Consider the following 23,583-nt stretch of genomic DNA (forward strand, 5'->3'; position numbering starts at 1 on the left):
CCATAGGCGATGCCTATGGGGAATTGATTACAAGGATTCTTTAATGACCTTTTTATAATATTGGACAGATAGGAATCCGAAGACAGAATAGAGGGCAGTGTAAATCGACATAACGATGAGCATTGGAGTCCACAATTCTCCGCCGAATAAAAACCAGCCTGATTGTACAGCAAAGTAGCTGTGTAGCAATCCGACGATGAGCGGAATTCCGAAGTTAAACAGCTGTTTAAGCCGGATGCCTTTTAATAGATCTTTCTCAGTAAATCCAAGCTTACGCAAGATCGTATAGGAGCTTTGTTCCTCTTCACTTTCATTCATTTGTTTAAAGTATAAAATACAGCCAGATGTGACAAGGAAGCTAAGACCTAAAAACCCGACCACAAACATCATCAGTCCTATTGTTTGTTTTTGCTGCTGAGCTGAAGCTAGTTGAGACATGCTGTTGTCACCTAGTTTTAAAGATGTAAACACGCTATTTGCTTGTTCAAGATTTTTATCATCTTTTATATTGACTGCGATATATTGGCTATTCTCAAGCTGCAATTTAGGATCTTTCTTTTTGTCGAGCTGCTCAAAAACATCTTGACTCACGACGGCAACAGGTAGACCGCCAAAAGTGAAGTTGTAAGAAATGAGATAATCTTTCTTCATATCTATGACTTTCAAATCAAGCGGTTTCTTAATGAGAAGCTTCACATCGCCTGAGCTTTGAATCGGCATGAATTTCTTTAATAGATCACTGTAGCCGCTTAAAATAACTTCGTTGTTCTCCACATGAAAATTTGGTGCATTTTTCTCACTGATCACAGGCAGTGTCAATACGCCTGGATCATTCTTCATATTTTTCACCTCTGAATCCACTATTTTTTTCGCATCAAATTTCGCTTGAATCACTTTGAACTGCTTTTGATCATAAGCAATATGTTTGTCAGAAAGAGCACGAGTGAAGGTTGCTGCTTCTTTTTCTGAGCCCATGACGAAATGAGCTGGAATTTGCTGTTCAGCGGTTTTTTCTGCTGAGTAATAGGAAATGTAGCTAAGAGCCAGCAAACCGATGGCAAGTGCAGATACGGTTGTAATAATCGTTAAAAGCAGTGCATTTGATTTTAGCCGGAACATAATGGATGACAAAGATAACACTTCATGAATGGCGAGATAGCCATTTTTTCTTTTACGTACGATATTGGCAATGAAAGAAACAGAGCCTTTGTAAAAAAGAAAAGTACCGATGATGACAGAGGCTAGAATATAAATCATGGCTAAAAGTAACTCAAACATAGACGTATATGAGCCTGTAAAAAGCTTAGAAGAAATATAATAGCCTGAGCTGATCAAGACAATACCGAAAACTCCAATGATGATTTCAAACATAGAGATCTTTTTCACACGCTGTTCTGTCGAAGACGTTGTTCTAAACAAAGATAAAATCGTCTGTCTACTAATAAACCATCTATTTCTTAACATGATTAATCCGTAGATGATGAAAAAGACGATAAGTGTCTGCAAAAGGGCCATGCCTGAAAAATGCAGATTGGCGATGGCGTTAACACCAGTCACTTTAAATAACACCATCAGCATCAGCTTTGAACCGATAAAGCCGGCAATGATGCCGATAGTCATGGCTGTCACGTATAGAATAAAGTTCTCTGCATTGAGCAGTCTGGAAATTTTTTGTTTCGTCATACCAATGAGCTGTAAGAGCCCTATTTCTTTTCCTCTGCGTTTAATAAAAATGCTATTCGCATATAGCAGGAAAATACCGACGATAGCAATGAGCAGAACCGAAGCGGCTTTAATCGAAGCACCGCCTTTAATGGAGCCTTTTACATCATCAAGTGCTGGTGAGTATTGCAAGGTGACAAAGGAAAAATAGAGCGCCACACTAAACACGAGAGCAAACACATATAAATAGTAATTCTTCAAATTTTTCTTCAGGTTACGAAAGATGAGCTGATTAATGTTCATGCTTCACACCGCCTAAGACACCTTGCGTTTTCATAATATCCTCGAAAAACATCTTTCTCTCTAAAGCGCCTTTATTCAACTGTGTATAAATCTGTCCATCCTTGATAAAAATGACGCGGCTTGAATAGCTGGCTGCGACAGGATCATGTGTCACCATCACAATGGTCGCTTTTCGTTTGCGATTGAAATCTTGCAGTTTGTTGAGCAGGTCAGATGCCGATTTGGAATCAAGTGCCCCTGTAGGTTCATCAGCGAAAATAAGACTTGGTTCATGAATGAAGGCACGAACCGCCGATGTCCGCTGCTTTTGTCCGCCAGAGAGTTCGTTCGGGTATTTGTCTCTTAGTTCATAAATCCCCATGTCTTCTGCAAGCTGTTGAAAACGTTCAAAAGCTTCTTTTTTTGGCGTTTTGGAGATGGATAAAGGCAAAAGGATGTTTTCTTTGACTGTGAGTGTATCAAGTAAATTATAATCTTGAAAAACAAAGCCAAGCTGCTTTTTTCTAAATTCCGCAAGCTGCTGATCCTTCATTTGCGTCATCTCAGCATCTGCAATACGAATGGATCCGCTGGACACATGATCGATAGACGACAATACGTTCAGAAGGGTTGTTTTCCCCGAGCCTGATGGCCCCATGATACTGACAAATTCCCCGGCTTCAATGGTTAAATCAATACCACTCAGCACCTCTTGTTTGTTGAATTTATTTCCATAGCTTTTATAAATTTTGCGAGCTTCTAAAATGTTCATTTGCTGAACCCCTTTTTCTTTTAATTGATAACTCTAGTATAAAAAGAAGCCTGCCAGACGTCCTTCGATTTGGCGAACAAAACAGACGAGCATGTGACATTGTTGTCACATGCTCGCAATATGAACAAAATCATTCTTTTTCGGAAAGGTGAAGGTGAAGGTTGTACCTTGATCTATCGTGGAGTTGACCTCGATCGTGATATGAAGAGCGTCAGCTCCTTTTTTCGTTAAATAGAGCCCCATTCCTGTTGAGGCGGTGTCATTGTGATGTCTTGTCGAGGTAAAGCCTTTTTCAAAAATACGAGAGATGTCTCTTGGATCAATTCCTCTGCCTTGATCTGTGATTGTCAGCATGACTTGGTCATTTATTTGCTTGCTTTCAATGACAATATCGGAAGAATGGCTGTATTTGACTGCATTTGTGAGTACCTGTCTGAGCATAAAGGATAACCATTTTATATCACTTAATACGGTACGTTCCTCCAGCGCCAGCTCAAAGCCGATTCCTTTTTGCATGCACCATGATTGGAGCGCTTTGATTTCCTTTGCGATGATGCTTTGCAGGTCCAGCTTTTCAATGAATAAATCATTTTCGATATGACGTACTCTGCTTTGGTGCAGCTGGGCATCAAGTAATAAATGTATTCTGAGCCACTCGTACGTCATATTGGATTTCAGCTGCTGATCTGTTAAGCGGTCAATCATTAAGCGCATCGCTGTAAGCGGTGTTTTGACCTCATGTATCCAGGAGAGCAATTCATCTTTTTCTTCTTCAAGAGCGATTTTCTGCTCTGCTGCCATCCGCCGGTAGCGTGCAATTTGCTCTGACGTCGCATCATGTATGAGCTGCTCAAATGGGGAAGAGGGGGTTAGCCGCATTTGATGTTCAATGTCATCATCCCATTCTTTCAACCTCTCATAATAAGCCGTTTCTTTTCGGTATCGAAAAAAGAGAAAGACAATCATGAGAAACGTAGATAATAGCACAATATAGAAAAGAGAAGCGATGGGAATGGTCGTATCCAAATAAGCAACAAATAGAATGAGGAGCTGCAAACTAAGAAAGAAAAGAATCCAGCTTCTTCGTTCTTTTAAAAATGCTTGCAGCATCATTGATCATCCTTTTCTTTTGCAAGATAGCCTTGACCCACTTTTGTCTCAATGAAGGCGCCGAGGGAGATCTCGTCTAGTTTTTTTCTGAGCCGGTTGACGTTTACAGTCAGTGTATTGTCACTGACAAATCGTTCATCCTCCCACAATGCTTGAATGAGTGATTCCCGGCTGACGATATGATTTTTATGCTGAATCAATTCCTTGAGAATAAATAACTCATTTTTTGTTAATTCAACCTCACCGTGATCATTTGTTACGGTGTTTTTTTCTAGGTCAATGGCAGCGCCGCACCACACCTTTAGGCTGGCTGGCTCTGCATTATAATCATGCACGCGGCGAAGAACAGCATTAATTTTGGCAATGAGCACGTCAAAGTGGAAGGGCTTTTGCACAAAATCATCGGCTCCGAGCTGCATCGACATGACCATATCAGCAGGGTGGTCTCTTGAGGAGAGGAAAATAATTGGAACATTTGAATGATGCCGAATCATCCGGCACCAGTGAAAGCCATCGTATTTTGGCAGCTGTATATCAATAATGACGAGATCAGGCTGGACAGATGTGAATTCCTGCAGCACCTGATGAAAATCTTGAATCCCATAAACATCATAGGACCAGTTGACTAGACGTTCTTTGATTTCTTGGAAGAGGGTTGTATCATCTTCAATTAGTAAAATCTTAAACAAAATCAGCACCACACTTTTTGTATTCGCTTGTTGTCATTGTAGCGGAAAAAGGACCATGCCGCTAGAAGTAGACAAGAAAAAAGCAAGGGAAGAGATCCCTTGCTTCAGCTTATTTACCTAAAAAGTGCTTTTTAAAGAATGAGAGTTGGTATTCAAGTGTGATCGGGTCATTAAAATAGAATTCTTCTGCATTGGCCTCATACACACGATGTTTTTTGACAGCTGGGATGGACTTGTAAATTTTACTGTTTTGATAGGAATTGTCCATTTCGCTGTTTTTACTAATGATCATATAATCTCCAGCAAATTCAGGAATGACCTCCTGTGAAACTGCATAGTAGCCGGCTTTTAATGCTTTTTCTTTCACTTTCTCAGGCATTTTCAGTTTCATTTCCTGGTAGAGGATTTCTGTTCCGCGGCCCCATGCATCTCCAAAGACGTAGAGCTCTTTTGTGCCACTTTCAAAGACAGAAACTGTTGCATCTTTACCGATTTTTGCTTTGATTTCTTTTCCAGCTTCATCTGCACGTTTTTTGAAATCTTTTACCCAAGCTTTTGCTTCTTTTTCTTTGTTTAATACTTTTCCAATTTCAATGTGCTGCTGAAGGTAATCGACTTTGTTATACGTAAACAAAACGGTTGGTGCGATTTTTTTGAGTTTTTCTACATTTTTAGTATTGCTTAAGCCAATGATGACATCAGGCTTTAGCTTCATAATTTTCTCTACATTAGCATCCGATACTTCTTCCACATTTTTTAATTCTTTTTGGAAGCGCGGATTCTTTTTTGACCAAGAGTCAACGCCAACGATGTTCACACCAAGTGACATGACACTACCTGCGTAAGAACCTAGAACAACAACACGTTTTGGATGCGCTGGCAGCTTCACAGGGCCATTTTCAGATTGATATGTAATTTTGTCTGATGATGTTGATTGATTTCCTTTATTTGAGGAAGAGCTGCTGCTATTGCCACATGCGCTCAATGCAAGTACAAAGATGAGCATCAGAGGGAACAATATTTTCTTCATGAATGTAGACTCCTTTGAAATCGGCACATAGCCGTATATTTGGTTGAATTAGTGATAATGATAATTATTATCACTCGGATATCATATCATAGGACTGTGGGCTGTTGTCAATGACATTTTGATAGCTGGTGATAAAAAATAAAGAAGAGATTTTTTATCAAAAAAAAGATCAAGGCAGCGTGTGTCCTGATCTTTTTTCTTATTTAAACCAGCCTTTTTCTTTTGAGCGGGTAATGGCCTCGATGCGGTTCTTCACTTCTAACTTATCTAAAATAATGGAAATGTAGTTCCGGACAGTGCCACTTTTAATGCTGAGTTCTTTTGCAATTTCTTTTGTGTTTTTACCGTCTGCGACGAGTTCAAGGACCGATTTCTCTCGCTCCGTTAAAGGATTTTCATCACTATATAAGTCTTCCATCAATTCAGGGGCATACACCTTTTTCCCTTTCATCACACTGCGAATCGCACTTGCCAGCTCCTCGCTTGGACTGTCTTTCAGCATGTAGCCGCTGACGCCAGCTTTTAGCGCCCTTTGGAAATAACCGGAGCGGGCAAAGGTCGTTAAAATGATGATTTTCACATCTGACCCTTTAAGCTCTTCTGCTGCATCAAGTCCGGATTTTCCCGGCATTTCAATATCCATTAAGCAAATATCAACAGGGTGTGTTTTGGCAAAATTGATGGCATCTTGGCCATTCGTACCTTTCCCAACAACCGTCATATCGTCTTCTAAATCGAGAAGTGAACCGAGTGCACCAAGCAGCATTTGCTGATCTTCTGCGATAAAGATGTTGATCATTTCATCCCCTCCTTTTCTTTTGCTGCTGAATCATTTGGAATGCTCATAATGAGCTTTGTCCCGTCCTTTGTCTCAATACGCAGGCGGCCATTTGCAAATTCCAATCTTTCTCTTATTCCTAAAAGGCCGTGACCCTTCGTTTGAGAGGGCGGATAGCCGCCTTTAAATGTTCCATCATCCTCAACGGTGATGATGGCTTCCTTTGATTTTTGGTGAATGGTGATTTTACAGACCGTCGCGTTACTATGTTTGACGACATTCGTCACCGCCTCTTTGATGCACATACTCACAATGTTTTCGTTCAGAAGTGAGATGTGTTTCGGTGCTTCCTTTTCATCATAGATCAATTCAATTCCAGCTGCTTCGAGAATTTGCTCGATGTTCGACATTTCATCTTTAATTCGGATGCCTTTCATAGAGGAAACAATCTTTCGCACCTCATTGAGAGACGTTCTGGCAGTCTGCTGGACGCTTTTGAGTTCGGCACGAGCCTGTTCAGGGTCTTTATACACGAGTTTACGGGCAAGATCACTTTTTAAACCGATCAAAGAAAGCTTTTGTCCAAGGGTGTCATGCAGGTCGCGTGCAATTCGCTGCCTTTCTTCCAGCTTCACAAGATCAGCGATCCGTTCATTGGCATATTCTAATTTCTCTTCAAGCCGTTCACGTTCCTTCCTGCTTCGAATGCTGAGTGGAAGAAGAATGGCACTAATCAGGGTAATGACGACAAAAGGAATTTGTGTGAGAAACCAGCCCTTTTTTAAGATCAAACTAAAGTTCACCGCTATAGCAGCGCTCCCTAGATGAATATAGTATAAGATATAAAAAGGTACTTTTCTTTTAATATGCCCATTGAAATAGGCGATGCAAAAAGCGAAATAAATATAGCTGTAGAGCATCACATAACCAGTTGAAATGCCGATCAATAAAAGGCCGAAGACATATAATAACCAGCCTTTTGCCACAAAGGCAAAACGATACACAGCGAAAAAGACGACGTTCAAAATAATGCCGATAACAATGCCTAAAGTCGATGGGGTCTTAAAGATAAAATAGAAGGGCAGGATGAAAAAAATGGCCCATATATAGGGGAAAATCCCATGCAATTTTTGAATTTTAAACTGTTTTTTCATCCGTGTGCCACCTTTTTTGTTTTTCATTCTTTTTCCTTACTTTATCAAATTCAACATGCGGCTGCATCCCGTAAATGATAACAAGCTCCTTCTAGTGTAAGAAAGAGCTTGCACCAATTATGCATTTTTCTTCAATATGTCTCCTTTGATGACGGGGATGTTCACCTTTTTAGATTGTCTTGCTTCTTTGAAGGTAACGAATGCTTTCGTTTCTTCATCCCAAAGTCTAAATTTCATTGATTCGATACTTGTTTTTAAAGTGATGGTTGGAACATTTTGAAGCGGCTCACTATGCTCATGTGCATGCTCCAAGTGATAATTCGGTACTCTTGGGCTTAAATGATGGACATGATGATAACCGATATTGCCTGTTAACCATTGAAGAAGCTTTGGCAATTTGTAAAATGAACTGCCTTCTACAGCTGCCTGCACGTAGTTCCAATGTTCATCTGCTTCAAAGTAAGAATCCTCAAATGTATGCTGTACATAAAATAGCCATACACCGATTGATCCTGAGATCAGGAAGATTGGACCTTGGACAAGTAACAAACCTTGCCAGCCAAACAGGAGATAGGTCGCTCCTGCCAATAAAACAATTGATATGTTTGTGAAATACGTGTTCCAGCGCTCTTTTTTACGAGCATTTTTGACGTTGAAACGATTTTTAAACAGGAAAACAAAGATCGGCCCTAATATAAACATCACAAAAGGATTACGATAAAATCTGTAGCGAAATTTCGTCCATGCTGATGCTTCTTGATATTCTTTGACTGTTAGGAGCCAAATGTCACCAGTACCTCGTTTGTCTAAATTACTGCTTGTGGCATGGTGAATTGAATGATCTCGTTGCCATTGAAGATAAGGGAAAAGGGTGAGTACGCCCGTTAAAAAACCGAACAGGTGATTTAGCGGCTTCTGTTTAAAGAAGGATTGATGGCAGCAGTCGTGAAAAATAATAAAGACACGTACTAAAAAACCAGCTGCAATAACCGCAAAGAAGAGGGTTAAAAGGTAGGAGATATTCAGGCTATAATAGGCAAGAAACCAAAGCCCTAAAAATGGAATGAATGTATTAAAGAGTTGAATGATACTTTTTTTCGAATCAGCACCAGAGAATTGACCCACTTGTTTTCTTAAAGTAGCTTGCTGCTGTGTGTTTGTTGAAGTCGTCATGAACGTTCAAGTCCTTTCCGTTTCTTTCTACTTCAAAGTATAGAAGGAAAGGTGTCATGCTCATAGTAGCACCCATCATGTATTCAATATGACATTTGTCATGTTTGTCATCAAAAAGGCTGATGGGATCAACGTTTGTGCGCTTATTACATCATCAATAAAAAAGTAAAGGCGCTGGGCCTTTACTTTTTATGAACGTGCTTCATGTACTTTTAACTGCTTGCCTTTAATGGTTGTGTGACGCATGGCATTCAGCACAAGAGGGCCTTTGCCGTTTAAAATATCTACATATGTTTTCGTGTCTTGAATTGTAATAATCCCAATGTCATCGAATGCAACACCATCTATTTTGGCAATGGTCCCAACGAAATCAACAGCTCGCAGCTTCTTTTTCTTTCCGCCGTTAAAATAAAGCTTCATAATATCCTTCTCAACGCCTGCCTGTTTATTTTCCTTTTGAATAGGCGTTTCAATCTTTTCTTCAAAGCTTTCTACATGCTTTTCTGCTTCTTCCTTCGTTGGATAAGGCTGAGTTTGAAAAACTATGCCGGCATCCTGCTTTAATTCATCAATAAGCGGCTTAGCATTCTTTGTCATAAACGCAATCGTTTTTCCGCTTTTTCCCGCTCTGCCTGTTCTACCAGTTCGGTGAATATAGCGCTCTTTTTCATAAGGAAGATCATAATGAATGACATGTGTCATATCACTGACATCAATTCCCCGGGCTGCTATATCTGTTGCGATCAGATAACGGAATTCACCTTTTTTAAATTCATCCATCACATCAAAGCGGTCTTCCTGTCTCATGCCGCCGTGAATTTTGTCACAGGGCACATCCCATTCATCCAGCTTCATCGTGAGTTCATTCACCCGTTCCTGTGTATTACAGAAAATAATGCAGCTATCTGGATTTTCAATGACGATCGTCCGCTGAAGAAGGGAGAATTTCGATTCCTCTTCTGTTTCAATTACGGTGTGGGTGATTTGCGGTACAGACGTTTCTTCACGTGCGATCTCAATGATTTTCGGTGATTGTAAAAATTGTTCGCTCAATTTCTTCATATCTTCAGACATTGTCGCTGAAAATAGCATCGACATGCGCTTTGGCGGCAGATACTGAATAATAGAAGAAACCTGATCGATAAATCCCATGTTCAGCATTTCATCCGCTTCATCTAACACGAAAAATTTGAGATTTTCTAAAGAAAGGGTGCCTTTCTCAAGGTGATCCAAAATGCGGCCTGGTGTCCCGCACACAATATGATTTTTCTGTGAAAGCTCTACTTTCTGCGCTTGAAAAGAGGCTTTTCCAAAAATGGCTGCGACTTTGATTCGTTTGAATCGCCCGAGGCTTGTGAGGTCTTGTTTGACCTGCATGGCGAGCTCTCGTGTTGGAACGAGGATAAGGGCTTGAGGTTTATTTTCAGCCCAATCAACCATTTCACAAATCGGCAGACCATAGGCTGCAGTCTTGCCGCTCCCAGTCTGAGATTTGACGATTAAATCCTGCTTTGAAAAAGCAACGGATAATGTCTCGTGCTGAACGGGTGTAGGTGTATGGAAGTGAAGCGCTTCTAACGCTTGTTTCAATTCATCACTTAATGGATATTGATCAAAATGTTGTAATGTCATCGTGTTCTCCTTTTCGTACATTCATACTTGTGACATCATACCATAACCATGACCGTGAATGAAAAGACATAAAAAAAGCCCCATAAAGGAGCTTTAAATCCTCAATAATCTGAAAGATTAAAGGAATCTGCGTTTTACTTTTTCCCAGTAAGAGTTGTCTTTTAATTTCACCGTTTTAATCACTTTTCCTGAAAGGCCAATGTCAATTTGTTTGACGTGTTTTGTACCGAGTGCTTCGTTATCAAGCCCGATAATTGGATGATCGTTTCCATCCTGCACTACCTTCAGCGTCAGCTTGCGGTCACTGCTTAAGATGAAAGGAGCGCCTAATGTACGGTACGAGTTGTTATTCAGCGATGCAAGCTCTGTGACCTGCATACAAGGAAGCATCGGATCAACCACTGCGCCACTCACGGATTTATTGTAAGCCGTTGAACCAGTCGGAGTGGAAATAATCATGCCGTCGCCTCTAAAAGTTTCAAAGTGGAAATCATCTATATACACATCGATCACAAATGTTTTAATAATGCTGGAGCGGATCGACAGTTCATTTAAGCAATGGAACTGATTTGTACTGTCAACGCTTACATCGATGATCGGATATTTTCTCACTTCAAGCTGTTCAGTGTTCATGGCATCAATCATTTTATCAAAATGCTCTAACGAGAAATCGCAGTATAGGTGCGTATTCTCTGATTTTGATACCCCTACATACAAGCAGTCATCCCGGAAGTTCGTTTTGCGGACTGCTTGAAGAAATGTGCCATCCCCGCCAATTGAAGCAATAATATGGGCATCCTCTGCACGCTTGACGACGTGAAAGCCTTGATCAGTAGCGAGCTTCTCGAGAGAAGAAATGTGTCCATCCAATTCATGATCTTTTTTGTAAAAGAAAAATACATTGCGTCGATTGTCTGTCATTGACGTTCTCCCCTTTGCTGTCAAAAATAATTTCCAATAATAAAGGGCTTACATGAAAACCCTTGCTCACATTTTACACTTTTTTCATATGAAAGTAAAAACATTAGAGAGAACATCTAATGATCAGATTTGCATGATGAGAAATGAGTCGATGTGAGTGATTCGAAATGGCTGAATCCTGAGCATAATTGAATAGCCGTTTTCTCATGAAAGAATTGTTTAGGTGTTTCGTTGCGGTGAAGATCTAGCCTATTAGGTGCAGGGAGAGGATAAAAAAACCAATTTTTCGTCATGCGTTTGTATACGTAGACGATGTAAAGTTGATCGTTATTTAAGAGAGGTGCTATCATATGCCTACATGAAATGTAAAAAAACCACAATTCCTGTGAAACATTTCATGTGGGCATTCGTATGAATGAAGTAAGATCAAAAGGAGGAGAAAAAGATGAATGCGAAAAGATGGGTAGCACTAATTATTGCACTTGGTGTTTTCGGATTTTCAATTGTGATTAGTGTTACGATGGCCTTGTTCGATAGCTTCAATGACAATAAAATGAGCTATCAATTCGGGGATGAAATAGAAGAGAATGTACTAGAGAATGGCAGCGGTGCAGGCAAGATTGCTGTTCTTGAGATTAATGGAACCATTCAAGATAATGGCGGTGCCTCTAGCCTATTAGGCGGAGAAGGGTATGATCATCGTGCATTCCTCAAGGAACTAGATAAAGCGAAAGAGGATGCTTCGGTAAAAGGCGTACTGCTGCGCGTTAACTCTCCTGGCGGCGGTGTCTATGAAAGTGCTGAAATACATAAAAAATTAGAAGAAGTGAAAAAAGCGAAGAAGCCGATTTACGTATCTATGGGCTCAATGGCAGCTTCTGGCGGCTACTACGTGTCAACTCCAGCGAAGAAAATCTTTGCTTCACCTGAAACATTAACAGGATCGCTAGGTGTCATTATGCAAAGCTTGAATTATTCAAAGCTGGCAGATAATTTGGGGATTAAATATGAAACAATTAAGAGCGGGAAGTTCAAAGACATCATGTCTCCTAACCGTGATATGACAAAAGATGAGCGTAATATCATGCAAAGCATGGTCGATAACTCTTACGAAGGATTTGTCAAAGTGATCTCTGAAGGACGGGGCATGTCAAAACAGGAAGTCAAGAAAATTGCTGACGGCCGAGTATATGACGGGACACAGGCAAAATCGAACGGATTAGTCGATGAGCTTGGGTATTATGAAGATGCATTAAAAGCGATGAAGAAAAATGAAAAAGGCTTAAAAGGAGCAACAGTGGTCAGCTATTCTCAAAGCTTTGGCTGGAACTCACTCTTCAACATGAGTGCAAGCAAGCTCTTTAAAAGCGAAATCGATTTTCTGAATTTAAAAGAAACACTGGCTGGCTCAAATGGGTCTAAACCGATGTATCTCTATTCAAAATAAAGGAGGGATCATAGATGGATTCTACATTCGATGAAGTAAGCGAAAGCCGCAGCCAAGAGAAAGAATCGAAGCCGGCCTTTGTGAAGCGCGCTTCAATTGAAGCACAGGCGTTTGCAGGTTTTTGGATTAGATTTTGGGCGTTTATTCTTGATTGGCTCGTCGTCTGGGGTGTCAACCATTTGACGGTTTCTCCAATCTTTAGTCTGTTTGGCTGGTCCAAAGGAGGGGGATGGTTTTCTCCATTTTCCGTCACAACGACGATTGTATTCCTCCTTTATTTCGCCATCATGACGAAAATCTTTCAGCAAACACTCGGCAAGATGGTGTTTGGAATTAAAGTGGTCTCACTTCAGCCTGAGAAGAAGCTGGCATGGGATGTTATTTTCTTTAGAGAGATTGTGGGACGTTACATTAATACGATCTTTGTTCTCTATGCTATCGTTGGGTTCTCGCCGAAAAAGCAAGGGGTTCATGATTACTTTGCTGATACGGTGGTTGTCCATGAACATTTATATGAAAAAACAGAATCAAACGTATAATCAGAGGAGTTTGGCCGCGTACCGGTCAAACTCTTTTTTTGTTGATTGGGTATAAAATCCAGAATGAGAGCCATAATCGTAGGGGAAGCATCATTTGTTATGGAGGAAGTGAGCACAGTGCTTTATGTTTGGATCGCCGCGTTGTTGTTTCTTGTGATCTTATTGATTTTCATGAAAGTAACCATTTCGCTGGACTATTCGCATACAAACGACAATGACCATATTGCACTGAAGGTCATCACCTTATATGGATTGGTCAGACTCAAAAAAGAGATTCCGATGGTGAGAGTCAATCCAGAAGACCAAACGATTGATATTCGTGAAAAGAAAATGGAGAGCGCCAAAACCCCTGATCACGAAAAAGAATCGATGCATAAAAAAGTAGGAAAACGTGATATGAAGCAAATCCTTCATCAAATGGAACGCATCACAAAAGAGATTGTCGATTTAAACCGGATCATGCGCAAGTTCTTCATTCACATAAGGGTTGTCTCATTTCACTGGTCGACATGGATCGGCTTTCATGACGCCGCTTTAACAGGTGTAGCAGCCGGCGGTGTGTGGTCAGTTAAAGGAGCGCTGCTTGCCTTTATGCAGGAGCATCTCACCTTTAAGCATAAACCAGTATATGAAGTCATTCCGGCCTTTCAGCACAACGTATCACAGACTCAGTTTACATGTATAGCTTATTTTCGTATTGGACATGCTATGCTTGCAGCCATTCGTTTACTTGTCCATTGGTTAAAAGGGAGAAAGGCGAGAAAAAGTGCCTCTCTTCAAGCAACGAAGAATGAATCATCTGTTTAAGGAGGAACCCGAAAATGGCAGATCATCCAATCCAAGGTCTCATGAAGACAGCGATGGAAAACTTAAAAGAAATGATAGATGTGAATACAATCATCGGCGATCCAGTCGAAACCCCTGACGGCAGTGTCATTCTCACTGTGTCAAAAGTTGGTTTTGGATTTGCAGCCGGCGGCAGTGAATTTAACGGGAACCAAAAGAAGGAAAAGCGTTCTGATGATCAAGAACGAAAAGAACCGAGACTCCCATTTGGCGGCGGAAGCGGCGGCGGGGTGTCGATTACACCAATTGCCTTCTTAATTGTAGGAACAAACGGAGTTCGAATGCTTCATTTGGATGAACACACACATCTGCTCGATAAAATATTGGATTCTGCTCCTCAAGCAATTGAACGTCTTCAGCACATGTTTAAGAAGGATGAGCGGGAGCACCGTCATAAAGAACGAAAACTAGATGACATAGACCTTTAAAAAGTTAGCTGCGCTGCAGTTAACTTTTTTTTCAAAATGGACGATTAGGCTTTGCAGTTTTTTGCTTTCTCTACTATGATAGAACCATACATTTGAAAAGGGAGGAATTGTTTTGGCATCGATCACATTTAAAGGAAGTCCTGTCACGCTTGTAGGAAATGAAGTAAAAGTAGGCGAGCAGGCTCCTGATTTTACGGTTTTAACGAACTCACTTGGAGAAGTTTCACTTTCTGATTTAGCAGGAAAAGTGACGATCATCTCAGTGATTCCTTCTATTGATACAGGTGTGTGTGACGCACAAACAAGACGTTTCAATGAAGAGGCAGCGGGTTTAGGTCCGGTCAATATTTATACGATTAGTGCAGACCTTCCATTTGCACAAGCACGCTGGTGCGGAGCAAACGGAATTGAAAATGTCGAAACATTATCTGATCACAGAGATATGTCATTTGGTGAAGCATTCGGAGTGTATATGAAAGAATTGCGTTTATTGGCGCGCGCAGTCTTCGTATTAGACCCTAACGGAAAAGTGGTTTACACTGAATACGTAAGTGAAGCAACGAATCACCCAAATTATGAAAAAGCCATTGAAGCTGCAAAATCACTGTTATAAAAGCAGCATCGACAAGAGCTCCGGCTTCAACCTGGGGCTCTTTTCAATGAGAACATATAGCTTTTAACAAAGCGAGGAGAGAAAAGCATTGCAGAAAGATCAAGTAAGTACTATTTTTGAACTGCTCGATACAGCTTCTATTCGATTGAAAAAGGCACAGAGCATTTCCTATATTGAGGCATTGGCAGAAGCAGGAGAAGCCTTTTTCCAAGCAAATGATCGAAACGGTTTATTAAAGGATTTAATAGAGAAAGCAGATTTTGCTTCTTATGATCATGAGCAGATTCGTAAAGCGTTTCAGCTCGCCGTATTGAAAGGTCAAAAGGATATTTCTCATCCAAATCGCCAGATGACGCCAGATACGATTGGACTGTTTGTCAGCTATTTGGTGAATAAATTTTTAGAAGGTCAAAAAGAGCTTGTTGTCTTTGATCCAGCAGCGGGAACAGGAAACTTACTGCTTGCGGTCTTAAACAATCTTACGGCAGAAACTAAGCGCGGCTTTGCGTCTGAAATTGATGATGTGCTCATTAAAATTGCTTGGGCCCAGGCGAATTTAGAGGAGAAAGAAGTCGAGCTTTTCCACCAGGATAGTCTTGAACCGCTTCTGATCTCACCGGCAGATGTCACTGTATGCAGCCTGCCAGTCGGCTATTATCCAAATGATGAGCGTGCAGCAGACTTTACATTAAAGGCAAAAGAAGGACATGCCTTTGCCCATTATCTATTCATTGAACAAAGCCTCCGCTATACAAAAGAAGGCGGCTTCTTATTCTTCATCATTCCAAACGACTTGTTTGAAGGAAAAGAGAGCGTACAATTAAAGGATTTCATTAAAGACCATGCGTATATGAATGCGTTAATTCAGCTGCCAGTGTCCATGTTTAAGGATAAAAAACACGCCAAAAGCTTATTTGTGATGCAAAAGAAAAAAGAAGGGCTGGAAGCACCAAAACGAATGCTGTTTGCCAATCTTCCATCTTTCTCACAAAAGGAAGCAATGGTCGGTGTGATGCGAAAACTAGACCAGTGGTTTATAGAAGAAAAAGAAACGAAAGAATAGCCAGAGTTATTTCTGGCTATTTTACTATTCAGAAAATAATGACTTATTGATGTAAGCGATAACAGTTTGAAGGTGCACTTGAAATGCAAAGTTTTCAATGTTTAAATGAAAAAGTCAGATATTTTTCGGACTTATCGTTAAACTATAAAAGACCCGTCAAACAGGTTGAATATAGCACCGGAAAAAACGTGAAACCTTATATAACAACTGAGTAAAAGGAGCGACAGTAATGTCCAAAATTATTGCAATCAACGCAGGAAGCTCATCTCTTAAATTCCAATTGTTCGACATGCCAGAAGAAACCGTTTTAACAAAAGGGCTTGTTGAAAGAATCGGAATGGACAACAGTATCTTCACGATTTCTGTAGATGGAGAAAAGAAAACAGAAGTGACAGATATTCCAGATCACGCAGTAGCGGTCAAAATGCTGCTTGAAAAACTAACTGAATTTCACATCATCAAAGACTTTAATGAAATTGATGGTGTAGGACACCGTGTTGTTCACGGCGGAGAGAAATTCAGCGATTCTGTACTTTTAACTGATGAAGTGATTAACGACATTGATCAGCTTTCAGAGCTTGCACCACTTCACAACCCTGCAAACGTTGTAGGAATCAAAGCATTCAAACAAATTCTGCCTGACGTACCAGCGATTGCTGTGTTCGATACAGCGTTCCACCAAACTATGCCAGAGCAGTCTTACCTATACAGCCTTCCGTACGACTACTACAAAAACTTTGGTATTCGTAAATACGGATTCCACGGGACAAGCCACAAGTTCGTTACAGAGCGTGCAGCAGAGCTATTAGGCCGTCCACTAGAAGAGCTTCGTTTGATTTCTTGCCACCTTGGAAATGGTGCGAGTATCGCAGCAGTTGAAGGCGGAAAATCAATCGATACATCTATGGGCTTTACACCACTTGCTGGTGTTGCAATGGGGACACGTTCAGGTAACATTGACCCTGCTCTTATTCCATTCATTATGGAAAAAACAGGACATACTGCTGAAGAAGTACTTTCTACTTTGAATAAGAAGAGTGGTCTTTTAGGTGTGTCTGGTCTGTCAAGTGACCTTCGTGATATCGAAGAAGCAACAGAAGAAGGAAACGACCGTGCAGAAGTCGCTCTTGATATTTTTGCGAGCCGTATTCATAAATACATCGGTTCTTATGCAGCAAGAATGAATGGCGTAGATGCGATCATCTTCACAGCTGGAATCGGTGAAAACAGTTCAGAAGTAAGAGCGCGTGTACTTCGTGGACTAGAATTCATGGGCGTTTACTGGGATCCTTCCCTTAACAACATGAGAGGCGAAGAAGCATTCATCAGCTACCCGCACTCTCCTGTAAAAGTAATCGTCATCCCAACAAACGAAGAAGTAATGATTGCAAGAGACGTTATGCGTTTAGCGTAATCAAGTTTGAAAAGCTCTTTTCCAATAAGGAAAAGAGCTTTTTTCTGTTAAAAGCAGCATGCTATAATGTTGTCCAATACGAAGCAAAAGGGAGCGGTGCAAAAGATGAGCGTGACAGAACATAAACGTGAGGCGAAAGAGAGGCTTTATGTAAAAGTCATAACAGTCAGTGATACAAGAACGAAGGAAACAGATAAAAGCGGGCGCCTGATGATTGATTTGCTCAAAGAACAGGGACATCTTGTTCTTGCATACGATATTGTAAAAGATGATATTGGATCGATTCAAGACGCTGTGCTGGAAGGAACAAGCGAACCGAAAATAGACGCCGTCTTGTTAAATGGCGGAACAGGAATTGCTGCAAGGGATGTGACCATTGAAGCGATTACCCCTCTTTTTTCCAAGGAGCTGCCTGGCTTTGGTGAAATCTTCCGCATGCTCAGCTATACAGAAGACATAGGTTCAGCTGCTATCTTGTCCCGGGCAACGGCAGGGGTCGTCAATCAAAAGGCTGTCTTTGCCACGCCGGGATCTACCGGAGCCGTTCGTTTAGCCATGACAAAACTCGTGATACCAGAGCTTCCTCACGTCTTACGAGAGCTTGAAAAGGATCAAAAATAGCCCAAAATGACTCTGCCAAGAAAATTTGGCAGAGTTTTTTTCATAAAGGGGTTGAAAAAACAATTTTTCCTTGTTACAGTGTATACATACTAAATGCATGTTTATAAATTAAAACTTATTTTTATGCAAAAAACATTCACAGAATCAAAACAAGCGAGAGGAGCTTTTCAATCATGTCACAAAATAAAAAAGTTGTATTAGCATATTCCGGAGGTCTTGATACCTCTGTTGCAGTTAAATGGTTACAAGAGCAAGGATACGAAGTCGTTGCTTGCTGCCTTGACGTAGGCGAAGGAAAAGACTTGGCATTCGTTCAACAAAAAGCGCTTCAAGTCGGAGCGGTTCAATCATACATGATTGACGCAAAAGAAGAATTTGCTGAAGAGTTTGCACTCACTGCATTACAAGCACACACAATGTATGAAGGAAAATATCCACTAGTATCTGCACTATCCCGTCCGCTTATTGCAAAAAAATTAGTGGAAGTAGCAGAAAAAGAAAATGCAGTAGCTGTTGCTCATGGATGTACTGGAAAAGGGAACGACCAAGTTCGTTTTGAAGTATCCATTAAAGCATTGAATCCAGATCTAGAAGTTCTTGCGCCAGTGCGTGAATGGAAATGGTCTCGTGATGAGGAAATCGAATATGCACAAAAACACGGTATTCCAATTCCGATTAACTTAGACAGCCCATATTCAATCGACCAAAACCTTTGGGGCAGAAGTAACGAATGTGGCATTTTAGAAGATCCTTGGGCTGCGCCGCCAGAAGGTGCATATGATCTGACAAATCCACTTGAAAAAACACCTGACACACCAGAAATCATTGAAATCACGTTTGAAAAAGGAAAACCGACAGCGATTGACGGTATCCAGTATTCATTATCTGATCTTATCCTTCATTTAAATGAAGTCGCTGGTCAGCATGGTGTTGGCAGAATCGATCACGTTGAAAACCGTCTTGTTGGCATCAAATCTCGTGAAGTGTACGAGTGCCCAGGTGCAGTCACACTTCTTAAAGCACATAAAGAGCTTGAAGACTTAACGCTTGTTAAAGAAGTCGCACACTTTAAGCCAATCGTGGAACAAAAAATGGCTGAATTAATATACAACGGCTTATGGTTCTCACCGCTTAAAGAAGCACTAGATGCATTCTTACAAGAAACACAGCAAAACGTAACGGGTGTTGTACGTGTGAAACTATTTAAAGGCCATGCCATTGTAGAAGGACGTAAATCACCATATTCACTTTATGATGAAAATCTCGCAACTTATACTAAAGCAGATGAATTTGATCATGATGCAGCTGTAGGATTTATTAACCTTTGGGGCTTACCGACAAAAGTAAACAGCATCGTGAATAAAAAGGAGCAGGTTAAAGCATGAAAAAGCTTTGGGGAGGCCGATTTCAAAAAACACCAGAAAAATGGGTCGATGAGTTTGGTGCGTCCATTCATTTCGACAAACAATTAGTGAAAGAAGATCTGACCGGCTCCCTTGCTCATGCAAGTATGCTGAATAAATGCGGTATCCTCGGTGATGAGGAGGCCGCTGTCATCAAAGACGGACTAAATACGCTCATGAAAAAGGCAGAGGCGGATGAACTGGAATTCTCAGTAGACTATGAGGACATTCATTTAAACCTTGAAAAAATGCTCATTGATGAGATTGGTCCGCTTGGCGGCAAATTGCACACAGCGAGAAGCCGGAATGATCAGGTCGCAACTGATATGCACTTATATTTGAATAACCAAGTCGAGCATATCATTGAATTGATCTCTTCCTTTCAAACGGTGCTTGTAGAAAAGGCAGAACAGCACGTTGAAACGATTTTCCCAGGATATACGCACCTGCAGCGTGCACAGCCTATTTCGTTTGCCCATCATATGCTCGCCTATTTTTGGATGCTTGAGCGTGACAAAGCGCGCTTTCAAGATTCATTGAAGCGAATTAACGTGTCTCCGCTTGGATGCGGAGCGTTAGCAGGAACGACATTCCCGATTGATCGTGAATATACTGCAGAGCAGCTTGGCTTTGATCACATTTACGAAAACAGCCTTGATGGTGTGAGTGATCGGGACTTCATTTTAGAGTTTTTGTCTAATAGCAGTCTTGTGATGATGCACCTCTCACGTTTTTGTGAAGAAATCATTTTATGGTGCTCGCAAGAATTCAAATTCATTGAACTCGATGATACGTATGCAACAGGCAGCAGCATGATGCCGCAGAAGAAAAACCCGGACATGGCTGAATTAATCCGCGGGAAAACAGGCCGTGTGTATGGCAACCTGATGGGGCTTCTCACGATTATGAAAGGCTTGCCGCTTACGTATAACAAAGATCTGCAAGAAGATAAAGAAGGCATGTTTGATACAGTGAAAACCATCGCTGGCAGCCTGCAAATCTTCACAGGTATGATTCAAACGATGACAGTCAACGAAGATGTCATGAAAAAGGCAACAAAAGAAGATTTCTCAAATGCGACAGAAGTGGCAGACTACCTTGCGAAAAAAGGCATGCCATTCCGTGAAGCACACGAAATCGTTGGCAAGCTTGTGTATACATGTATTCAAAAAGGCATCTACTTAAGTGATCTTCCTTTTGAAACTTTTACAGAAGCAAGCGAGCTTTTTGAACAAGACATTTACACTGTTCTTGATCCGTATGTAGCGGTTGAAAAAAGAACAAGTGCAGGCGGAACTGGATTCAAACAAATCCAGCTCGCTTTAGAAAAAGCAAAAGCCTGTCTGGCATAATTGATCAAAACCATTCGTTTATGCGGATGGTTTTTTTGTCGTGGAAAAAGGAGATTGATGACCATTGGAGAAAATGAAAGCATACTAGCGTCAAGCAGAAAAGGGAGTGACAGCAGATCATGAAGAAAACGCTTGAGGCTTTGTTTCATCAACCGATCGTATCAGTGAAGACGTTAGGAGAACAATATGACGGACGGGCCAATGATGTTTGGCTGATCTCCTTACAAGATAAAACGGAGTATGTGATCAAATCTCCTAAAACTGTAAGAGAAGAAAGTGAATTTGTGACTGGGATCAATATGATCTATGGAGTAGATGCTCATACTACACAAAAGTATATTGATCAAATTAATCAAAAACTGTCTCATACGAATTCCTTTCAGATTCCAGAAGTTGTTCGTAAAGTGAAGAAGGCAGGGAGACATTTTTATGTAATGGAGAAAGTAGAAGGAACACCTTTCACATCTTTCGATGGACGTTCATCAAACTTTTATAAGGATTATGGGAGGAAACTAGCACATCTTCATTCATATCGAACTGACTTTTTTGGGGCAGTATACGGAGCTGAAAAGAAACATTTGAGAGAATTTCATGCGGTGTTAAAAAAGGCTGTACCCAAACTCATAGAGCGTTATTATGCTGATCAGACTAATTTTCACTGTTATGCAGAAATTGTGCTGCAAAAGATTGAAAAGCTGAAGCCTCCTGATTCAGCCAGTCTCATTTTAATTGATTTAGATCCGTCTCAATATATTGAAAAAAATGATCAAGTAACGAGTTTAGTTGATACAGAATATGTCGTATATGGACCAGCTGCGTTTGATTTTATTGCATTGGAATACCTTTTGACGAAAGAAGCTGCCCGCGATGTCCAATTGGGGTATGAAGAGATTTGTCCGCTTCCTCGCGAGCTTCATGAGGTGAGAGAATGCTATCGTTTTGTTTCGCTGCTTCTCGATATCCATGGCTCATGGGATCTGAAAAAGTGGATGAGTCACCCTATACTGTTTTACTCCTATTGATAAAGGGTTCATAAGTGCGCCAGCTGCCGGTTTATAGTAAAGTAAAAGATAAGATAAGAAACACGTGAACTTGCAACCTTTGCTTTAGGAGGAGATTGTGTGCGACACGCATTAATAACAGCGGGTTCTAAAGGACTTGGCCGGAAAGTCACCGAGTCTTTACTGAATATGGGGTATTCTGTGACAGTGAATTATCGAAGTGATGATGAAGCTGTCCGGCAGATGAGAGAAGAATTACAGCAGTACGAAGATAAGCTTCAATTTGTCCAAGGTGATGTGACAAAAAAAGAAGATCTAAAAAACATGGTAGAGCTGGCAACAGAGCGATTTGGGCGGATTGATGCCTTGATTAACAATGCTGGTCCTTATATTTTTGAACGAAAGAAACTTGCGGATTATTCAGAAGATGAATGGTATCAAATGATGGAAGGCAACTTATCAGCTGTATTCCACTTGTTCCGAATGGTCATCCCAATGATGAGAAAACAAAGCTTTGGCCGCATTATCACTTATGGCTTCCAAGGTGCAGACCATGCGCCAGGCTGGATGCACAGATCAGCCTTTGGAGCGGCAAAAGTGGGCCTTGCGTCATTGACGAAAACCATTGCGATTGAAGAAGCCGAAAACGGCATCACCGCCAATATGGTTTGTCCAGGCAAAATCGTTGGAGACATGAAAGAATCGACAATAGAGGAAGCCCGCCAAATCAAAGACGAAGAAACGCCAATAGGCAGGTCTGGTACTGGAGAGGATATAGGACGTATCATCTCATTTCTATGTGATGACCGTTCAGACCTCATTACAGGCACCGTCATTGAAGCAACAGGTGGTCTTAACGTCATTCACAGGCATTAAGTTTTTCAGCTTTTTATAGAGGGAATAAATGATATGAGATCAAAATTGAAAGGTGGATATACTACATGAAAGCTACATATCATGGACATTCAGTCGTACACATTGAAACAAACGGATATCATATTTGGATTGACCCATTTTTAAATGGAAATAAGCACACAGATATCAATCCGCAAGATGTGAAAGCAGATGTCATTTTACTGACACATGGTCATGGAGATCACATCGGTGACACCATTGAAATCGCTAAAAACAATGATGCACTTGTTGTCGCGCCTTTCGAACTTGCCACGTATTTAAGCTGGCAAGGGGTGAAAACGCACCCGCTTTCTATTGGAGGCGGCCGTGAGTTTGAATTTGGTAAAGTGAAGCTCACGCAAGCGTTCCATGGTTCAGCTGTCATTGATGAAGAGGCACAGACAATTACGTATACAGGGATGCCATCAGGTATTTTATTTACCGCAGAGGGCAAAACAATTTATCATGCTGGAGACACTGCACTCTTTTCAGATATGAAGCTGATTGGTGAGCTGAATCATATTGAGCTCGCATTCCTTCCAATTGGTGATAACTTCACGATGGGGCCGGAGGATGCAAGAATTGCAGCAGAATGGCTGCGGGCAAAACAGGTCGTTCCGATTCACTACAGCACATTCCCGCCAATTGAACAGGATCCGCATGCATTTGCAGACAGCCTGCATGGCGGCGTCGGTCATGTGTTAAACAGCGGGGAATCAATCGAGATTTAATCCCCATATGAAAAAAGCTGGCACACAA

Annotated in this window: 23 protein-coding genes; 13 read left to right on the forward strand and 10 right to left on the reverse strand. The window is 41.0% G+C overall.

Features of this window, described 5'->3' with window-relative positions:
• Nucleotides 1-27: 27 nt before the first annotated feature.
• The 10 genes from QSJ46_RS13265 to QSJ46_RS13310 form a co-directional block, all read right to left on the reverse strand.
• The gene (locus tag QSJ46_RS13265; RefSeq protein ID WP_285604833.1) at nucleotides 28-1,965 is read right to left on the reverse strand and encodes an ABC transporter permease; all 1,938 of its coding nucleotides are present in this window, start codon (nucleotides 1,963-1,965) and stop codon (nucleotides 28-30) included.
• On the reverse strand, nucleotides 1,955-2,716 hold the full coding sequence (locus tag QSJ46_RS13270; RefSeq protein ID WP_024426158.1) for an ABC transporter ATP-binding protein: 762 nt from the start codon (nucleotides 2,714-2,716) through the stop codon (nucleotides 1,955-1,957). Before QSJ46_RS13270 ends, QSJ46_RS13265 begins: the two co-directional genes overlap by 11 nt.
• Before the next feature lie 105 nt (nucleotides 2,717-2,821).
• Nucleotides 2,822-3,826, reverse strand: a complete 1,005-nt coding sequence (locus tag QSJ46_RS13275) for a sensor histidine kinase (protein ID WP_059374786.1) — start codon at nucleotides 3,824-3,826, stop codon at nucleotides 2,822-2,824.
• Nucleotides 3,826-4,515, reverse strand: a complete 690-nt coding sequence (locus tag QSJ46_RS13280) for a response regulator transcription factor (RefSeq protein ID WP_047203767.1) — start codon at nucleotides 4,513-4,515, stop codon at nucleotides 3,826-3,828. Before QSJ46_RS13280 ends, QSJ46_RS13275 begins: the two co-directional genes overlap by 1 nt.
• Nucleotides 4,516-4,624: 109 nt before the next feature.
• Nucleotides 4,625-5,545 (reverse strand): iron-hydroxamate ABC transporter substrate-binding protein, encoded by a 921-nt coding sequence (locus QSJ46_RS13285; protein WP_039180614.1) that lies wholly within the window; start codon nucleotides 5,543-5,545, stop codon nucleotides 4,625-4,627.
• 199 nt (nucleotides 5,546-5,744) lie between these two features.
• Nucleotides 5,745-6,344 (reverse strand): response regulator transcription factor, encoded by a 600-nt coding sequence (locus QSJ46_RS13290; protein ID WP_041086618.1) that lies wholly within the window; start codon nucleotides 6,342-6,344, stop codon nucleotides 5,745-5,747.
• Entirely contained in the window at nucleotides 6,341-7,477 is a 1,137-nt protein-coding gene (locus QSJ46_RS13295; protein WP_285604834.1) for a sensor histidine kinase, read from the reverse strand. The genes QSJ46_RS13290 and QSJ46_RS13295 overlap by 4 nt, the downstream gene beginning before the upstream one ends.
• Before the next feature lie 117 nt (nucleotides 7,478-7,594).
• Entirely contained in the window at nucleotides 7,595-8,650 is a 1,056-nt protein-coding gene (gene desA / locus QSJ46_RS13300; protein ID WP_285604835.1) for a Delta(5) desaturase DesA, read from the reverse strand.
• 189 nt (nucleotides 8,651-8,839) lie between these two features.
• Entirely contained in the window at nucleotides 8,840-10,282 is a 1,443-nt protein-coding gene (locus tag QSJ46_RS13305; protein ID WP_285604836.1) for a DEAD/DEAH box helicase, read from the reverse strand.
• Between the two features lie 117 nt (nucleotides 10,283-10,399).
• The gene (locus QSJ46_RS13310; protein WP_024424814.1) at nucleotides 10,400-11,203 is read right to left on the reverse strand and encodes an NAD kinase; all 804 of its coding nucleotides are present in this window, start codon (nucleotides 11,201-11,203) and stop codon (nucleotides 10,400-10,402) included.
• A gap of 445 nt (nucleotides 11,204-11,648) precedes the next feature.
• On the opposite strand from QSJ46_RS13310, the gene sppA reads away from it, so the two are divergent.
• The 13 genes from sppA to QSJ46_RS13375 all read left to right on the forward strand — a co-directional run bounded on the left by sppA (nucleotide 11,649) and on the right by QSJ46_RS13375 (nucleotide 23,555).
• Complete coding sequence (gene sppA / locus QSJ46_RS13315; protein ID WP_047203771.1) at nucleotides 11,649-12,650, forward strand: signal peptide peptidase SppA; 1,002 nt, start codon at nucleotides 11,649-11,651, stop codon at nucleotides 12,648-12,650.
• 14 nt (nucleotides 12,651-12,664) lie between these two features.
• Nucleotides 12,665-13,189 carry an RDD family protein gene (locus QSJ46_RS13320; RefSeq protein ID WP_285604837.1) on the forward strand — a complete coding sequence of 175 codons (525 nt, stop codon included), beginning with the start codon at nucleotides 12,665-12,667 and terminating at the stop codon, nucleotides 13,187-13,189.
• Nucleotides 13,190-13,288: 99 nt separating this feature from the next.
• On the forward strand, nucleotides 13,289-13,996 hold the full coding sequence (locus tag QSJ46_RS13325) for a DUF2953 domain-containing protein (RefSeq protein WP_047203772.1): 708 nt from the start codon (nucleotides 13,289-13,291) through the stop codon (nucleotides 13,994-13,996).
• A gap of 14 nt (nucleotides 13,997-14,010) precedes the next feature.
• Nucleotides 14,011-14,463, forward strand: coding sequence for a GerW family sporulation protein (ytfJ, locus tag QSJ46_RS13330; RefSeq protein ID WP_024424811.1), 453 nt, complete (start codon nucleotides 14,011-14,013; stop codon nucleotides 14,461-14,463).
• A 112-nt stretch (nucleotides 14,464-14,575) separates the two neighbouring features.
• Nucleotides 14,576-15,076, forward strand: a complete 501-nt coding sequence (tpx, locus tag QSJ46_RS13335; protein WP_024424810.1) for a thiol peroxidase — start codon at nucleotides 14,576-14,578, stop codon at nucleotides 15,074-15,076.
• A gap of 88 nt (nucleotides 15,077-15,164) precedes the next feature.
• Complete coding sequence (locus QSJ46_RS13340; RefSeq protein WP_285604838.1) at nucleotides 15,165-16,139, forward strand: class I SAM-dependent methyltransferase; 975 nt, start codon at nucleotides 15,165-15,167, stop codon at nucleotides 16,137-16,139.
• 229 nt (nucleotides 16,140-16,368) lie between these two features.
• Nucleotides 16,369-17,553: an acetate kinase gene (locus QSJ46_RS13345; RefSeq protein ID WP_039180594.1), complete on the forward strand. Its 1,185-nt coding sequence runs from the start codon at nucleotides 16,369-16,371 to the stop codon at nucleotides 17,551-17,553.
• A 105-nt stretch (nucleotides 17,554-17,658) separates the two neighbouring features.
• Complete coding sequence (locus tag QSJ46_RS13350) at nucleotides 17,659-18,174, forward strand: MogA/MoaB family molybdenum cofactor biosynthesis protein (RefSeq protein ID WP_041086605.1); 516 nt, start codon at nucleotides 17,659-17,661, stop codon at nucleotides 18,172-18,174.
• 173 nt (nucleotides 18,175-18,347) lie between these two features.
• On the forward strand, nucleotides 18,348-19,559 hold the full coding sequence (locus tag QSJ46_RS13355) for an argininosuccinate synthase (protein ID WP_048239076.1): 1,212 nt from the start codon (nucleotides 18,348-18,350) through the stop codon (nucleotides 19,557-19,559).
• Nucleotides 19,556-20,929, forward strand: coding sequence for an argininosuccinate lyase (gene argH / locus QSJ46_RS13360; protein WP_058838285.1), 1,374 nt, complete (start codon nucleotides 19,556-19,558; stop codon nucleotides 20,927-20,929). The genes QSJ46_RS13355 and argH overlap by 4 nt, the downstream gene beginning before the upstream one ends.
• A 119-nt stretch (nucleotides 20,930-21,048) precedes the next feature.
• Complete coding sequence (locus QSJ46_RS13365) at nucleotides 21,049-21,951, forward strand: phosphotransferase (RefSeq protein WP_285604839.1); 903 nt, start codon at nucleotides 21,049-21,051, stop codon at nucleotides 21,949-21,951.
• A gap of 99 nt (nucleotides 21,952-22,050) precedes the next feature.
• Entirely contained in the window at nucleotides 22,051-22,806 is a 756-nt protein-coding gene (locus tag QSJ46_RS13370; RefSeq protein WP_269773218.1) for an SDR family oxidoreductase, read from the forward strand.
• Nucleotides 22,807-22,871: 65 nt separating this feature from the next.
• On the forward strand, nucleotides 22,872-23,555 hold the full coding sequence (locus QSJ46_RS13375; protein WP_107163239.1) for a metal-dependent hydrolase: 684 nt from the start codon (nucleotides 22,872-22,874) through the stop codon (nucleotides 23,553-23,555).
• The last annotated feature ends 28 nt before the right edge of the window (nucleotides 23,556-23,583 follow it).

It is taken from the genome of Bacillus sp. YKCMOAS1, from assembly GCF_030268125.1.
Taxonomy (GTDB): domain Bacteria; phylum Bacillota; class Bacilli; order Bacillales; family Bacillaceae; genus Bacillus; species Bacillus safensis.

Excerpts from the sequence above, each read along its gene's own strand:
- QSJ46_RS13350 (WP_041086605.1), top strand. The coding sequence starts at position 17,659 with ATGAGCGTGACAGAACATAAACGTGAGGCGAAAGAGAGGCTTTATGTA.
- QSJ46_RS13355 (WP_048239076.1), top strand. The coding sequence starts at position 18,348 with ATGTCACAAAATAAAAAAGTTGTATTAGCATATTCCGGAGGTCTTGAT.
- argH (WP_058838285.1), top strand. The coding sequence starts at position 19,556 with ATGAAAAAGCTTTGGGGAGGCCGATTTCAAAAAACACCAGAAAAATGG.
- QSJ46_RS13320 (WP_285604837.1), top strand. The coding sequence starts at position 12,665 with ATGGATTCTACATTCGATGAAGTAAGCGAAAGCCGCAGCCAAGAGAAA.
- QSJ46_RS13345 (WP_039180594.1), top strand. The coding sequence starts at position 16,369 with ATGTCCAAAATTATTGCAATCAACGCAGGAAGCTCATCTCTTAAATTC.
- QSJ46_RS13270 (WP_024426158.1), bottom strand. The coding sequence starts at position 2,716 with ATGAACATTTTAGAAGCTCGCAAAATTTATAAAAGCTATGGAAATAAA.
- QSJ46_RS13295 (WP_285604834.1), bottom strand. The coding sequence starts at position 7,477 with ATGAAAAAACAGTTTAAAATTCAAAAATTGCATGGGATTTTCCCCTAT.
- QSJ46_RS13290 (WP_041086618.1), bottom strand. The coding sequence starts at position 6,344 with ATGATCAACATCTTTATCGCAGAAGATCAGCAAATGCTGCTTGGTGCA.
- sppA (WP_047203771.1), top strand. The coding sequence starts at position 11,649 with ATGAATGCGAAAAGATGGGTAGCACTAATTATTGCACTTGGTGTTTTC.
- QSJ46_RS13325 (WP_047203772.1), top strand. The coding sequence starts at position 13,289 with ATGGAGGAAGTGAGCACAGTGCTTTATGTTTGGATCGCCGCGTTGTTG.
- QSJ46_RS13310 (WP_024424814.1), bottom strand. The coding sequence starts at position 11,203 with ATGACAGACAATCGACGCAATGTATTTTTCTTTTACAAAAAAGATCAT.
- desA (WP_285604835.1), bottom strand. The coding sequence starts at position 8,650 with ATGACGACTTCAACAAACACACAGCAGCAAGCTACTTTAAGAAAACAA.
- QSJ46_RS13365 (WP_285604839.1), top strand. The coding sequence starts at position 21,049 with ATGAAGAAAACGCTTGAGGCTTTGTTTCATCAACCGATCGTATCAGTG.
- QSJ46_RS13275 (WP_059374786.1), bottom strand. The coding sequence starts at position 3,826 with ATGCTGCAAGCATTTTTAAAAGAACGAAGAAGCTGGATTCTTTTCTTT.
- QSJ46_RS13375 (WP_107163239.1), top strand. The coding sequence starts at position 22,872 with ATGAAAGCTACATATCATGGACATTCAGTCGTACACATTGAAACAAAC.
- QSJ46_RS13265 (WP_285604833.1), bottom strand. The coding sequence starts at position 1,965 with ATGAACATTAATCAGCTCATCTTTCGTAACCTGAAGAAAAATTTGAAG.
- ytfJ (WP_024424811.1), top strand. The coding sequence starts at position 14,011 with ATGGCAGATCATCCAATCCAAGGTCTCATGAAGACAGCGATGGAAAAC.
- QSJ46_RS13285 (WP_039180614.1), bottom strand. The coding sequence starts at position 5,545 with ATGAAGAAAATATTGTTCCCTCTGATGCTCATCTTTGTACTTGCATTG.
- QSJ46_RS13305 (WP_285604836.1), bottom strand. The coding sequence starts at position 10,282 with ATGACATTACAACATTTTGATCAATATCCATTAAGTGATGAATTGAAA.